Genomic DNA, 15,245 nt, shown 5'->3' with positions numbered 1-15,245 from the left:
ATCCGAAATACAGAATAATAAGCTCATTCTAAACGGTGCAACATAGTGCCCTACTGAACAGAGAGATTAAGATGATCGATGAAAAGCGGCGTATTAGTTCATCATTAGCTTGCATTTATATGAATTAACAAGCCTTATTCAACAAGAAATACAAACAACTGAATACCAATTTATTAAAATAAAAAACAGGTAGTGTAGTACCTGTGTAGTAGAGTTTTTTTTCTCATTCCCATTATAAATTTTGATATTTGACCACAAGAGACCCACACAAAATCCGAGTGGTGAAAAGAGAATATTTCGAATACTGTCTGACCTGATGTGTCAGACAGTTTTTTTTTGAATTATTTCAACGTATCAAAAAAAAGATAGATATCAGTTTCTCCCGGAATATTGAGTCTTTTTCTAATCCTGTATTTTTTCTGTTGGACGGTTCGGTGCTGAACCAGAGTATAGCTTGCTATTTCCTTAGAGGTAAAATGAAGTTTCAGCATGGCGCAAAAAACCAGTTCAGAACTTTCAAGACCCGGATTAATTATTAAAAGCTGATCTATAAACCCAGGATAAACTTCTTTGAAGCGGTTGAAAAACTCGGGATCATTATTTTTACCTAGTTCTATAATCTCTTCCTGCTTGTTATCATTCATCTGGATTTTCAGGTTTTCCGCTTCTATATCAAGCACTTTTTTTCTTTTTCCCAATGCACGGATAATACTCCAAGCATATATTCCCAATAGAGAAAGGGCAACAATAGACAAAAAAATAATCCTATATATATACTTTCTTTTATTATCTGTATCTTCCTGGGCATTGGTAATAAATGCCTCCATATCCTGATTAATTGTAGCCAGCAAAGAGGTATTGGTTTTATAATAAGCATCAGTATATGCCTTCAAATAAAAGTATGCTTTTTCTTTATCTCCTATACGTTCATATAATGTTCTGAGATCATTATAAATATATTTACCATAGTAGGCATAGATCCGTTTTGTTTTCTCATTGATTTTTAATGCCTTTTTAAGAGCTTCTTCCGCCTTATCATATTGTTTATAGGTAAGATGATATTCTCCCATAATTGTATTGGCGTACAACGCTATCCCATCTTCTTTACCTCTTTCATTGGCTTTATCATAAGCAAGGGTTACATATTTATAGGCTGAGTCCCTATTTTTATGCATATAGACATAGTCACTTATAGCACAGTCTGTAAGGCCGGTATCATCTAATTTTTTTGCCTTATGAAAATAGTAAAGCGCTTTTCCGTAATCTTTTTTTTCAATAAGGTAAAGGGCCTGTCTGAAATATATACTGAAAAGAAGATCATTTTTGAGTTCTGATGTATCGCTTTTATGGATGAAGTCCATTGCTTCATTATTATATTGAAAAGCTTTATCCAGCCTTCTGAGTTCTACGTTGAAACGGCCATAAACGTTATAAAACCTGGCTTTATGTATATTATCTTCCGAATGATCAAGGATTTCTTTTGCATTATCAAAAAGAATCTGGGCCTTCTGATAGTTTTCCAGTGAGATATTAAGCTCTGCCAGATTGATATAGCAAAGCGCCTTTCCGTCTGCATAATTTAGCTTATCAGCCTGCTTATAATATCTTTTATTAAGATTGATTAAAGAATCATATTCTCCCGCAAGCCTGAATTTCTCATTCTGCTTCAGCAAAGAAACATCAAATTTCTTTTCCACCTCTTTATTAGAATGAGAATGGCAAGAAACCAGAATAATAAGTAAAACAGAAAGAAAAATACGCATCATGTGTGTCTCTATTTTAAGCTAAATTTCTGTACAAAATATAATCAACAATAAAATCTCTTCATAAAACAGAATCCTGCTGCTTTTATTGTGACTCATTTATTGATTATGCTAAATTTTTAAAAAAATCATAGATATCGGTTGTTCCCGGGATATTCAGTCTTTTCCTGATCCTGTATTTTTTCTGTTGAATAGACCTGTGCTGTACGAAAGTATAGTCTGCAATTTCTTTGGATGAAAAATTCAGTTTTAACATCGCACAGAATGCCAGTTCTGAATTTTCAAGATCTGGTTTGATCTCCAGAAGAGCTTTTATAAAATCAGGGTATAGCTCTTTAAATTTTAACAAAAAAGAAGAGTCATTCCTTTTAGCAAGCTCAATCACTTCTTCCAACTGCTTTGTCTGGACATTATTTTTCAATTCATCTGTTTCTTCCTTTAGAGTATTCTTCTTCAATTTCAGAGTATTGATCATCTTTCGGACATAGGCTCCCGAAATGGTAATAACCGTGATAGACAATGCAATGAATAATGGGAGATCATTTTTATGCCAGTCCGATTCCTGCTTCATTTCCAGGATGAAATCTTCCGTAGCTTTATTCATCGCTGCAAATCGCGCTGTATCAAAACGCTTTTCTTCTTCCATATATTTCTTCAGATAAAAATAAGCCTTCCCACCATCATTTTTTTTCTTATACAATTCTGCAAGAGACTTATAGACCTCTTTTATATGTGAAGAATAAGTATGTCTTGTTTTAATATTAATTTCCAGTGCTTTCTTAAGTGCTTTTTCAGCCTGATCATTATTATTGACATCATTGTAGTAATATCCCATCGTGTAATAAACCCAAAGAGATTCCACATCAGTTGTTTTCTGGCTCATCATCTTTTCATCTGCGCGGGCAATATATATTCCTGCAGAATCCGGTTGATGGAAAAATAAATAGTACTGTGCGACCATACAATTGGTATACGCAGAGTTTTCCAGCATATTCGCTTTTGTAAAGCATTTTAAAGAAGTTCCTAACCAACCTTTCAAGGCATAGTAAATTCCTTTGTTGACGTACAATCTTGGAAGAAGTTTATCGGTAAGCTTCGTTTTTTTGGCCTGTTTTAAATAGTAAAACGCTTTATTGTTACATTCTATAGCCTTATCATTTAATTTAAGATGAGAATAATATTGGCCATAATCATCATAGAATGTTGCCTTATGGAAAGTATTTTCTGAGTTTTCCAGATCTTTTTCAGCTTTGTTGAAAAAAAAGCGGGCTTTTTCATAATTTCCTGCGGAGACATTTACCCCAGCCATATTCAGATAGCAAAGGCCTTTTCCTGCTTTGTACTTTATTTTACCAGCCTTTTTCAGATATTTTATATTAAGCCTGATTAGCGCTTCATATTCACCGGATAACTGCAGCTCTGAACTTTGAGTTGATAAAGAAATGTCAAAATCTTCTCTTTCCTTATCCTGAGAATCATGGCTGCAAGAAAGCATGCATAGGAATAATCCCATGCAGATTGTATAGGCTAGTATTTTATGTGTATTCTTTGACTGTATTTTCTTATTCTTAAAAAGAATCAAACTAATTTTTCCCATCATCACCGCTTTTCCCTAAATCTACATACCTACCTATCCATATTTCATTGAAATATGTTGATAAAAACCTATTATTATTTATTGTTTTCCCCAATAATGTGTTATAAATATACACAATTTATCATGCTTATTGCCAGATAAGCCTTTTATTTTACATAAAAGCAATATTAAAATAAAGTTAGCTATTTTCCCCTCAAACAGACATTTTTAAAAATTTCCAGAAAGTTTGTGTAGGATTTTTCTGATTAAAAAAAATGTATGTTGTATTCATAATAAGACTATATGAAATGAAAATTGTTACAAATGCATTGGTTTGTTTTAAAATTTTAATAGAACTATTTAAATTCCATCACTTCTATTAAAAAGAAATTCAAAATAATCCACATATTTGCAGTGGAATACCAATGAAAATGACAAACAAGATCACTCATAATGAATATTAGCTATCGAAAACTTCTTCCTGAAGAAAGTAAAAACTACCGAATCATCCGCCTGGAAAGCCTCGAAAAATTTCCTGAATCTTTTGGAGCAAACTATCAGGAAGCCCTGAATATTGAAAAATTCCGAATGGAAAACGACATTGAGGATCAGACCCCAGAAAGATTTGTGTTCGGTGCTTTTGCAGATCAGGAACTTATAGGGATCTGTACTTTTGTTAAAGATGAAAATAATACCGGAAATATTTATCAGATGTATGTAAAAAAAGAGTTTCAGGGAAGAAATATTGGTCAGGGTTTGATTGAGGCTGTTATTCACGAAGCCTGTAAAAAATTCAATGGTATTGCAATCATTTTAGAAGTTACTCCTGGAAATAATAAAGCTTACAACTTGTACAGGAAAATAGGATTTCAGGAAACAAGTGGAGATCACAGCAACAACATAATAATGAAATATGTTCTCTAACACTCTCCTCCACCTGTTGTTCTATAGATTGTGTGCTATCTAATAAGGAATAGTTCCCTTTCTTATCCTTAGAACAACCTTCTGAATCTGTGGTGAAATGAGAAGAATAACAATTACAACAACTACTCCCACAAGCATAAGATCATAATAGTCCCGAGTGGCACGAGCCCATATTTGCTGCCCTACCAGCTTATTAAAACACACTCCTGAAGCATCTTTTGCGGTATAGATATCACTGCCGGCATTTATTTAACAAAAAAGCCTCAACTTTCGTTGAGGCTTTTTTTTGGTGACCCGGCTGGGATTCGAACCCAGGACCCATACATTAAAAGTGTATTGCTCTACCAGCTGAGCTACCGAGTCGGCCACTTACTTTTTCAAGTAAATCCCTTTGTTTAAGGGACTGCAAAGATAGAAACTTTTTCTAAAATTCCAAATTTTTTCTCTGTATTTTCTCAGAAACTTTCATATTATTTTGAGTAAACAAAAACGATTTGCGCTTGATATGAAATTCAATCTGAATTTCTCTATTCTTAAGTCATTGTGTATTAATTTAATTCCTTCAGAAAACACAAAATGAAGATTCCCGTATCGTATTTTAAATAAATTAATGAAAATTTTACTTTTTAGCCGTAAGAGACCTTAATGCATCAGGATTACCAAAGAAGTGGGGCCTTATCTCCTTTTGTATTTTCTGCATAGTAAAGAGAAGGAAGAACATGGGAGAGATAAGTAAATTCGGTGTAACAATGCTCCATCAGTCCAAATCCAATTTCATCCGGCAACGGGTGATCACTGTCTGCAGCTAATGCTCCAAGGAAAAAATGACTTCTCAGCACACATCCCTGTGGTGTATCTCGGGTAACATGTACCATATACCCATCCAGGGGATCACCGTTCGCGTCTTTTGGAGTATTTTCCCCAAACCCTATTCTGGCATAGATTACTGCACTTACCTCATCGTTGTCATATGCCTTTTTTAAAATATCTGGATTAAAAATTTCCGCAGGATCATGAAACTTAATTGCAGCCGGTACCGGGGGAATATTTCCCAATGACTCCGTAGCATGTATGGTAGCTCCGATGTAATTCTCATTTTTGATCCATTTGCTGTCCCATCCGCTGTGTACCACATGATCATGCGGATGCCATAATTTTAGGTCTGCAGTTGTTTCAAAATAAGTAAACCACCAATCCAGCATCTTCCCTTTGCAGTGATGCATCACATTTCTCATTGCAATATGCAGCATTCCGTTTTCCAGTCTTTTGATACCGGCTTCCAGAGATATTGGTTTAGGTGATAAAAGAGCATTAATATCCTGAAACATTAGTTGTTCCGCTTCTTTTGTGAGTTCCATAATTCAGATATTTTTAGATTCATGTATTGATTCTTTAACCGTTAGGCTTTGAATCCTGACACAAAATTAAATCAGAGCTGTATAAGTTCTCTTGCATTATTTCCTAATCTAATGGTACAATTTGGAAATACGACAAAAACATGAAGAATATGCTGAATTCATAAAATCTACATTATGAAAAACTTGAAAAGACAGAATAATCTTACATCCCAATAGTCTGGTTTCTAAAATCTTCAGGGGTCTGCCCTGTCATATTTTTATAAAATCTGGAAAAATATGCAGGATCATCAAAACTCAGATGGTATGCAATTTCTTTTATCGTGAATTCACTGGAAACCAGCATCCGATCTGCCTCTACAATAAGCCTTTCGTGGAGCAGCTGCGTAAGCGTTCGGTCCATTTTCTCTTTCAGAATCTGATTGATCCGTTTTTCACTGATCCCCATTTTTGAAGAATAAAAGTCCGCTTTTCGCTCTGTTTTGTAATATTCATCCATCAGCATAATGAACTGATAAACCCTTTTCTGGTTGACATCCTGATCTAAAAAATAATGTTGGTTGATGCGGATAAGATTTAATAAGAGAACTTTCAAAAGTGCTTTTAAAACCAAATAGGTTCCCATTGGATCATTATACTCTTTCTTTATCAATACGACCAGATGACTCAAGGTTTCTGCCGTATTACGGTCTATTGAAAAACCACTAAACTGCCCATGCATATTGAAAAGATTGAAGACATCCAATGCATATTCTTTGTCATCCTCTTCCAGATAGTCTCTTTTAAAAGAGAGTATACAGCCTTTTTTATCTTCCAGATCTAATTTTGTAAAACGATATGGAGGAATGAGATAGATGTAATTATTCCCTTCACTCCTATCACTTTCATCCCCGGTATGATCTTTTATCCAGATCATTTCAAAAAAATGGGTCCGCTGAGAACTTTGAAAATAATGATCAGGGCAATGAGGCAGCTCAAAAAAGATAAATTTCAATGGATCAATCTGGTGAATGAATTTCATATTCCGCGCAATTTGCCTACAAAGATACCGTTATACACTGCCTGAAACGATGATAAAGGACTAGATTTTCAACCAGCAAAACCTGAATCAGATTTCAAGGATACTTTCTTTACCTATCCGGCCTGGAAAAAGATATTCCGGGAAGATAAACAATCGAAGATATAAAAGACCATTTTATAAGGCAGTCATAAAAGCAAATATTCCAAAAAAAACACCTGGGGAATTGGCAACCACAATCGGCCAATCTCTTTTTGGCTTTTTAATAAAGCCGTAGATAACCCAAAGACTACAGTTGATGGCAGCAACCAAAGGCTGGAGCCAGTCTCCTTTATCACCATTTAAATTATGAGATATCTGTGGGATATAAGAAAAATACATAGCCATTGCCGTAACGGTAGCTACCCATCCTAATATTTGCATTACTTTTTCATTCATAATTATCCTAGTTAAGTAGCATCCAATAATTGAAATTATTATGCCAAGCAATCAAAGCTGGACAACAAATTTATCACACAAACTAATCTGCCGCCGGCCTATTTACCTTCATAAGAATTACTGAAAAAGAGGCCAGTAGGAACAAAATCCCTGCAATTCTGATTGCATCAGCAGGATTACTGCCTAATATATATTTGTAAAAAGCTCCGAAAGTCAAGGTCTGTATCAGCATAGGAATAACGATCATCATATTAATCACCCCCATATAAACTCCCCTTTTGTTTGCTGGGATAGATGGAGATACCATAGAATAAGGAAGTCCCATCATGGCCGCCCATCCAATTCCAAAAAGGACCATCGGTAATAATATTATATATTCATTGGTGCAAAGCGGTAATACCAGTAATGATATTCCTGTTGCCAAAAGACAGAAGGCATATACATTTTTGGCAGAAAACTTCAGAGCGAATGGAATCAAGAGAAGTGCTGATATCATTGTAATGAAATTATAAAATCCATTCATCAGACCTGTCTGCCCAACAGCTTGTTCCACAAGATGAAGTATATTTTTGGCCCAGAGCAGATCATTCTGAGGCACTGAAAAGCCATTTTTCGACAGCTCAACAAACCGATTGGCTCTTTCTTCATCAATTTCGGAAACATGGTACAGGGTCTGCTTGATCATAGGTGTGGCAAACTGCCAGTAACAAAAGAGCGCATACCACTGAAATAAGTAGACCAGTGCCAACTGCCAGAGTATTTTCGGCATATTAACAATGGCTTTGAAAATATCGATAAATGGTGTAAATACTGTATCATTTTCTTTCTCAGCTTTTAGTTGAATAAGTTCTTCGTCTGTGGGAGGAATTTCCGGTGTTTTGTACACAGACCACACTACAGAAGCAACGGAACAGAAAGAACCTAAGAAAAATGAATAATAAACCCATGTGGGTATACCTCCTGATTCTGAACTGCCTCCAAAATATTTTTGAAAAATAAAAAGAGAAAGATTAGCCAGTGTGATTCCACCCCCTACAAACAGACTCTGCATCTGAAAACCATAGGTCTGCTGTTCTTCCGGGAGCTTATCTCCGATAAAAGCCCTGTAAGGTTCCATAGCCGTGTTATTGGCTGCATCCAGGATCCATAGAAGCCCTACCGCCATCCAAATCGAAGAACTGAATGGAAAAACAAACAATGCCAGACTACACAATATAGCTCCCAACAAGAAGAAAGGCTTCCGGCGTCCCCATTTTACACTCCATGTTTTATCACTTATTGCTCCTATCAACGGCTGAATAAGCAATCCCGTAACCGGGCCTGCCAGATTGAGGATTGGAAGCTGATCTGCGTGAGCCCCCAAAAAAGAATACAGCGGATTCACAGCAGTCTGCTGCAATCCAAAGCTATACTGAATTCCAAAGAAACCAACATTCATATTCCATATCTGCCAAAAACTCAGTCTCGGTATTATTTTCTTATTCATAATTTATGACTTTACAATTTGATAGTTCTTATCAAGTATCATATTTGCCTTTTGTTTGAACTGAAGGATGATGTGGTGTTCAATATCCAACACTTTTTCAACGAAGTCACTTTGCTCATCCCGGTTTCTTTTCATTCGGTTTTCGTAAGTATCTTGATAATCACGGTCAATGAAAATACTGAAATCAAAGTCATCAATATTCAATATATAAGTTCCTTCAATAATAAGAACCTGAATATCTTCTATTTCAAGAATTTCTTCCGTAATAGAATTTTCAGCATAATGAACAAGAGGTTTTGAAATAAAGGATTTTCCCTCTTTAAACTGCTCTATGTTTTCCTGAATCCTATCCAAATGAACTTCATGTATACCTACATTATCCAGGCTTTTCTGTCTGTTCTCATGATTGCTTTTCGGAGGAAGTCTAAAGTAATCATCCATCTGTATCACCAGGCTCTTGATGCCATTTTTCTCCAAGACATTTTTAAGAGCAAAGGCCGTGATTGACTTTCCACTGCCGCTTTCGCCGCAAATCCCTATAGCCCACTTTTGGGTATGATCAAACGTTTCCTTTATTATTTTGTAAATATTTTCAGCCGTATCCAAATGTTTCAGCTCCAAATTAATAACATCTCCAATCATCTTTTAATCCGTTTTAAAAAATAAATAATTCTTGTTGTAAATCGTCCTGATTTTTATCTTTATATCTTCATCAAAAGATAGCCTGAAGCCGAAAAACACAGGTGATTTGTCCCTGAAGGGATGAGCTTATCTGTAGAATAGTATTCTCTGAAACTGGCCCCTTTCTCTGTGAGAAGCTTTTCATATTGATTGACAATTTTTAGAGATATTTCATGATAATTTCTTTTCTTCAATCCCAAACAAAGCCACCCAAGGTATATAGGCCAGGATCCACCGTTGTGGAAATGATAAGGCTGATTTTTGAAGTCATAACTATAATTGTTTTCCAGTAAATTCCAGTCTGTAGTATTTGGAAATACAATGGGATAAAAAACAGGCAGCATCCAATGCCCAAACTCCAGACTCAATTTTTCTAAAAAATGAGTGAAAGCATCTAAATCTAAATCAAAACCTAAAAGAACCGCTAAAGCATTTCCAGCGAGATCAAATCTTTCATCATAGCCATTGGCATTCAATGATGCCCATAAATAAGGCTTGTCATTTGCTTTTTGATATGCAGTCTCATGATATTTTGCTGTTTGAGAACTATTTTTCCTGAAATTATTTTCTATCAGTTTTTTTGTGGTTTCAGCGAGAGATTTTAAACTTTCATCCTCATATAATTCTGCTGCTCTTTCTAAAGCCCAATAACGGAGTACATTATCATAGAGAACATATCCCGAAGTGATATATTCATCTGCCCAATTCCCTCCCAACGGGCTGTATAGCAAACCTCTCTGATTGAATTCCCATGTTTTTAGACAAGAAAAAGCTTTATCTATTTTTTCTTTTAAAGTTGCTTTCAAATTTTCATCTCCAGAATACATGATATATTCACAAGCTCCTATGATCCACCAAATCGTGGCATCTGTTCTACCTACCAGTGTTCCGTAACTTGCCTTTTCACCATCAACATTTGAAGGAATCTGGCCATTTTCAGCCTGATGCGCTGAAAGTGTTTTTATTGATTTTTCCAAACCATCCACGATGTTTTTATTCTTAATTAAAACCCCTGTAATACCCGTCATCATAGAATCTCTGGACCAGACTCTTGCATAATTATCTTTTCTTTCAGAAGAGGCAAGAATCCCTTGCCCGGAGATGGACTGCTCTATAACCTGTAAGGCTTGTTGTGTAAACATATATGATAGAATAAGTTTTTGTATATAATGATAATAAATGTTTCTAATAAAGTTTTATCACCCGCTTAGAAGTCAAACTTTACGCTTGCTCCAAAGGTTCTTCCCGGCAATGTTCTTGCTCTGACTATTCCATTGGTTCCCTGTAATGATCCCTCTTCTGCTTCTGTAATGGCAAGCGCATTGAATATATTGTTGGCATTGACATTCAGTGTCAAATTATTCAATACTCTATACGAAATGTATGGATTTATAATTACATAACCCGGCATAATCAGCTTATTGCTATCCTGAGTAAACGCTTTTGTAGATCCTATGGCAAAGAAACCCAAGCTCAGCTTTTCAATATTCACATTCGGGTTGAATGAATACATGAATTTTGGAGTTCTTCTCGGCATATTTCCTATGATAGTCGGATCAATTGCATTTTTAATTTCAGCGTGGGTATACGTAAGGCCTGCCTTGATGTCAAAATTTTTATTGATTTTATAGAATCCGTCGAACTCAATTCCCCACGACTGGTATTTATTTTCTGTTCTCAGCTGGGTAGTTGCTTCATAATTGGCCTCAATGGTTCTTGCATGAAAAAAGGTCGTATTCAGGAAATAATTAGCTCCCCTTACTTTATAACCGGCTTCAATCTGATTGAGTTTATTCACCTTTACAGCATCTAAAGCAGGATCATCATTATTGGTATAATTGTATCCTGCAAAAAGGATTCTGTCGGCAGAAGCACTTCCTCCCTGGCTTACTCTGGCAAAGACTGCATGATGGGCATTAAGGGCATAGTTGGCACCCAATGAATACCCGAAAATTCCATATTTATAATCCACGGGAACAGTTCCGTCTACTACCGCTACTGAAAGTTCAGGGGTTTCAAGAATTCCGTTTTGATTCACATCAATGGTGCGGGTTGTATTTTTTGTTCCGGAAAAGCTTCCCGATACATTTCCAAAATCATATCTTGCTCCAAAATCCAGGGTTAAATTTTCAATAGGATTGAGTTCCACCTGAGCATGGGGTGCGATCACCGAATATTTGATATCATAATTTCTGTTGACACCTCCCCACTCCGGAACACCATAATGAAGAAGCCCATGATCTGTAATTTTGGTTCCTGTATTGCTTACAATATCCACCAGTCTGGCATTGTTATCAGAAACTTCCATCAGGTAAGTATTCCAGTTCCATGATAGGTTGATATTTTGTCTGCTGTTGTAAACCCCGGCATTAAGTTTTGCTTTATTCCATTTTTTACTGATATTCAAATCACTGAAAAAGTTGTTGAGATTATTCAGTTTGGTATTGAACAAAACTGTTTTCATATATTTTGCATTACTGTCTACAGGCGTATTGGTTCCTGCGTATACTGCGCTTCCATATCCAGCAACAGATTCCAGAATTTCAGACTTGCTGCCTACGGAAGCTGGGAAAGGGGCTAAAAACTGACCGTCATTGGCGGCATACCTTGCTTTGGCATCTAACTTCCAACCAGAACCAAAATCATAATTAAATTCCAGTCCTACTGTTTTGGATACAGAATGCATTCCATCACGGATATCGCTTTTCAGAATCTGCCCATTTCCTCCAAAAGTAATATCATTTTTGAAGTTAGAAGATTGTAATGCCCCCGTTAAGATATTATAATTGCTCAGAGAAGTATAATCCGGATTGGAGTCTGAACCCGAAACGGCAATAGGCATCGGCATATAGGCAGCCGTCCGGTCATCAAGATATTTACCATAAATTCTTACACTTCCTTTTTCAAACTTCTTTAATAAAGACAATCGAAATTGTCCTCCATTATTAGAGGTATATCCTGTTTTTCTTGGACCGTCTCCTCCTCTGTAAAAACCCCCTATTCCAATATAAAAATCTTTCCCCAAAGGAGTTCCATAATCAATATCGGTTCTGAAGTTTTTATAATTCAGACCGACCTGCTGCATAATGCTACCCCCTGCCTTTTCACCTGTTTTTGTAATAAAGTTGATAATACCCGCTGGTGAGTTGGATGCAAAAACGGATGCTGAACCTCCTCTCAGTGCCTCAACCCTAGATACAAAAGAATCGAATCTGGTAAACTGATCCTGTGTTCCAAATGCAATATCTCCAAACTGCATTACCGGAAGCCCATCTTCCTGGATCAGCAGATATCGTGATCCCCCGGCAGAAACAGGAACTCCCCTTACTGTAATATTCGAGTTCCCTTCACCTCCTGAAGATTCAGCACGGATCCCCGGAATCGTTCTAAAAATTTCGGCAGTTGTTCTCGGTGAAGCATTGATAATATCTGCCTGTTTTAAGGTTGAAATTGAAGTACTGGTCTTGATAGAAGATTTAGGATTAGAATTACCCGTAATGACTACTTCGTCTATCACCTTATCTTTGGCTGATAGTGTATCATGAACGGTATTCTGAGAGAGCATAAAAGCTGCTATATTCATTGTCCCGAAAATCAGTAATTTCTTTATTACTTGTGATTCCATAGCATTTTTAGATTTTTGTTATGTCTCAAAAGTATTTTTTTTAGGGTCTTAAAAAATGATTTTTAACGGGGTGTTAAGAGTATATTAATTTCAAACGTTTGCGCAAACGATTGCAGTGGATAACTTTATTTAAAATTAACTTTTCATTAACAAATTAGCTGTATTTATTTAACAAATATTAACAAAATAATATCGCGTAATTATTCTTATTTTCTCCCGATAATTAACATTGAACCATCAGAATGAAAAGAACAACCTTAAAAGACCTTGCAAAGATGCTTAATATTAGTCCTTCAACAGTGTCCAGAGCATTGAAGGATCATCCTGATATCAGCAGTTCTGTAAAACTTAAGGTGAAGGAAGCGTCTGAAATGTTTAATTATATTCCCAATGATTTTGCGATCAGTTTTAGGAAAAAATCTTCTAAGGTAATTGGCCTTATTGTTCCGGAGATCTCCATGTTTTTTTTACCCTCCATTATTAATGGTATTTCATCGGTTCTGAATAAAGAAGGTTACCGTTTTTTTATATTATCATCGGATGACTCTTATGAATCTGAGAAGGAACATATAGAAACCTGTATCAATTCAAGGGTAGATGGTATTCTCATTTCTTTTACAAAGGAAACAAAAGATGATGAGCATTTAAAGAAATTGAAGGAAATGGAAATTCCAGTCATTATTTTTGATAAAACGATTCCCCAAAGTAGTTTTGAATCTGTAATTTTTGATAATATAAAAACAACTGAACAATGTGCAGAAAAACTAATTGATCATGGCTGCAAAAATATACTGGCTATTTTTGGTGATGAAAATCTTGAAATCACACAAAGCAGACTCAAGTCTTTTGAAAAAAAAATCCAACAGTCTCCCTCTATCCGAATGGAGATTATATTTTGTAAATCGGCTGATATTGTAAAGCAGAAATTAGATCTATTATTAGATGATGATTCATTTGATGGTTTCTTTGCGATGAGTGATGAAACGCTGATGGGCCTTCACAGCTCATTGATCAAAAGAAATCTTAACAATACCAATAAAAAAGTGGTTGCTATAAGCGAAGGAACTCTTCCGAAATATCTGGATGAAACTTATGAATATCAAATCAATGATGCGTACAGAATGGGGACATTTGCCGCTACAAAATTGATGGATGCAATAAAAAAAGTAAATCCTGATTACCCAAAAGGTCTTGGCAATTGTTATTACTTATAGTCTTTGTTCTATTATTGATTATTGGATAAAAGCTAGCTTTACGCAACAAAAGAAAGGTTTTGTGTTTAATTTTCACCAAAAAACTAGAATTTAATAAAAACAGTTTTTGAATATCTAAAACTAGGCTCATATTAGAACCTATACCACTCATAAATAACAAGCTGAAAACAAATAAAAAAAAGACATTCTGAGAAGAATGTCTTTTTAGTGACCCGGCTGGGATTCGAACCCAGGACCCATACATTAAAAGTGTATTGCTCTACCAGCTGAGCTACCGAGTCGGCCACTTTACTTTTTCAAGTAAATCCCTTTGTTTAAGGGACTGCAAAGATAGAAAAACGCTTCTTAAATCCAAATTTTTCCACGCTTTTTTATGATAAAATTTTCACTAAAAAAGTCAAACATCTGTTTATAAATAAATTACACTTCCTATTTTTTTCAACAAAAATTACAGAAATAAAGGATAGATGACTAAAAATGGAATTTTCGCTGGCTCTACTGCTTTATAATTGCTTCATCACTCTAGTATTTTAAGGATTAAAATTTTTGGATAAATACCTTATTCTTCCGGCCACTCACAACATCGCAGGACAAAACGGTTTTTCATGACCTTCGTCAGATTTAAAAAAATAAAAGAGTTATTTGTCTTTTATTAAAAATCTCTTTGTACCTTTGTCACATAAAATCAGAAAAATGTTTTCAAAAACCTGTGAATATGCTTTAAGAGCTTTAATCTACATTGCCCAGCAGTCTAAAAATGGCAGCAGGGTCGGGATTAAAGATATTGCAAAAAGCATTCATTCACCGGAACATTTCATCGCCAAAATTTTGCAGGATCTCAGCAGAAAAGGATTTGTACAATCTGCCAAAGGCCCGAACGGTGGTTTTTATATGGATCAGAAAAACCTGAATAGCTCTATTGCTGATATCGTAAGAGAAATAGATGGTGATAAGCTGTTCTCAGGGTGTGGACTTGGACTTGACCAATGCTCAGAAATTCATCCCTGCCCGCTTCATGATCAGTTTAAAAAAATCAGACAGGATCTGCGCATTATGCTAGAAACCTCTAAAATTCAAATGTTTGTTGATAATCTGGATTTAAAATTAACCTACCTGAAGGTTTAAAAAAAAATTTAATTAAATAAAAGATAAAAAGATCTTTTAA

The 15,245-nt window shown here is 35.5% G+C and carries 12 protein-coding genes and 2 tRNA genes; 3 read left to right on the top strand and 11 right to left on the bottom strand.

All coding sequences use genetic code 11. The features are described 5' to 3' along the window. Positions 1-341 precede the first annotated feature (341 nt). Both C1634_RS08250 and C1634_RS08245 read right to left on the bottom strand, forming a co-directional pair. Complete coding sequence (locus C1634_RS08250; protein ID WP_123921421.1) at positions 342-1,766, bottom strand: tetratricopeptide repeat protein; 1,425 nt, start codon at positions 1,764-1,766, stop codon at positions 342-344. Positions 1,767-1,869: 103 nt separating this feature from the next. Next, positions 1,870-3,363, bottom strand: a complete 1,494-nt coding sequence (locus C1634_RS08245) for a tetratricopeptide repeat protein (RefSeq protein WP_109738209.1) — start codon at positions 3,361-3,363, stop codon at positions 1,870-1,872. Positions 3,364-3,792: 429 nt separating this feature from the next. On the opposite strand from C1634_RS08245, the gene C1634_RS08240 reads away from it, so the two are divergent. Beyond that, positions 3,793-4,263, top strand: coding sequence for a GNAT family N-acetyltransferase (locus C1634_RS08240; protein ID WP_109738208.1), 471 nt, complete (start codon positions 3,793-3,795; stop codon positions 4,261-4,263). Positions 4,264-4,550: 287 nt separating this feature from the next. Here the strand turns inward: C1634_RS08240 and C1634_RS08235 are convergent. From C1634_RS08235 to C1634_RS08200, 8 genes are all read right to left on the bottom strand, one after another. Next, positions 4,551-4,626: transfer RNA gene (locus C1634_RS08235), tRNA-Lys, on the bottom strand. Between the two features lie 293 nt (positions 4,627-4,919). Then, the gene (locus C1634_RS08230) at positions 4,920-5,621 is read right to left on the bottom strand and encodes a DAPG hydrolase family protein (RefSeq protein WP_185145121.1); all 702 of its coding nucleotides are present in this window, start codon (positions 5,619-5,621) and stop codon (positions 4,920-4,922) included. Between the two features lie 202 nt (positions 5,622-5,823). Then, positions 5,824-6,639, bottom strand: a complete 816-nt coding sequence (locus C1634_RS08225) for a helix-turn-helix domain-containing protein (protein WP_103235554.1) — start codon at positions 6,637-6,639, stop codon at positions 5,824-5,826. A gap of 174 nt (positions 6,640-6,813) precedes the next feature. Further along, positions 6,814-7,074 carry a SemiSWEET family transporter gene (locus C1634_RS08220; RefSeq protein WP_103235555.1) on the bottom strand — a complete coding sequence of 87 codons (261 nt, stop codon included), beginning with the start codon at positions 7,072-7,074 and terminating at the stop codon, positions 6,814-6,816. Between the two features lie 82 nt (positions 7,075-7,156). Next, complete coding sequence (locus C1634_RS08215; RefSeq protein WP_109738207.1) at positions 7,157-8,560, bottom strand: MFS transporter; 1,404 nt, start codon at positions 8,558-8,560, stop codon at positions 7,157-7,159. A gap of 3 nt (positions 8,561-8,563) precedes the next feature. Next, positions 8,564-9,202, bottom strand: coding sequence for a uridine kinase family protein (locus C1634_RS08210; protein ID WP_109738206.1), 639 nt, complete (start codon positions 9,200-9,202; stop codon positions 8,564-8,566). 59 nt (positions 9,203-9,261) lie between these two features. Beyond that, entirely contained in the window at positions 9,262-10,383 is a 1,122-nt protein-coding gene (locus tag C1634_RS08205) for a glycoside hydrolase 100 family protein (RefSeq protein WP_103234741.1), read from the bottom strand. 65 nt (positions 10,384-10,448) lie between these two features. Then, on the bottom strand, positions 10,449-12,866 hold the full coding sequence (locus C1634_RS08200; RefSeq protein ID WP_103234740.1) for a TonB-dependent receptor domain-containing protein: 2,418 nt from the start codon (positions 12,864-12,866) through the stop codon (positions 10,449-10,451). A gap of 242 nt (positions 12,867-13,108) precedes the next feature. On the opposite strand from C1634_RS08200, the gene C1634_RS08195 reads away from it, so the two are divergent. Continuing rightward, positions 13,109-14,080: a LacI family DNA-binding transcriptional regulator gene (locus tag C1634_RS08195; protein ID WP_103234739.1), complete on the top strand. Its 972-nt coding sequence runs from the start codon at positions 13,109-13,111 to the stop codon at positions 14,078-14,080. Positions 14,081-14,288: 208 nt separating this feature from the next. Here C1634_RS08195 and C1634_RS08190 read toward each other — a convergent pair. Then, positions 14,289-14,361: transfer RNA gene (locus C1634_RS08190), tRNA-Lys, on the bottom strand. Positions 14,362-14,773: 412 nt separating this feature from the next. On the opposite strand from C1634_RS08190, the gene C1634_RS08185 reads away from it, so the two are divergent. Next, a complete protein-coding gene (locus C1634_RS08185) occupies positions 14,774-15,205 on the top strand; it encodes an RrF2 family transcriptional regulator (RefSeq protein ID WP_109738205.1) in 432 nt (143 codons plus the stop codon). The last annotated feature ends 40 nt before the right edge of the window (positions 15,206-15,245 follow it).

The organism is Chryseobacterium viscerum, from assembly GCF_002899945.2.
Taxonomy (GTDB): domain Bacteria; phylum Bacteroidota; class Bacteroidia; order Flavobacteriales; family Weeksellaceae; genus Chryseobacterium; species Chryseobacterium viscerum.
The sequence above is the reverse complement of the archived record's forward strand: the minus strand, read 5'-3'. Positions and strand labels throughout refer to the sequence as shown.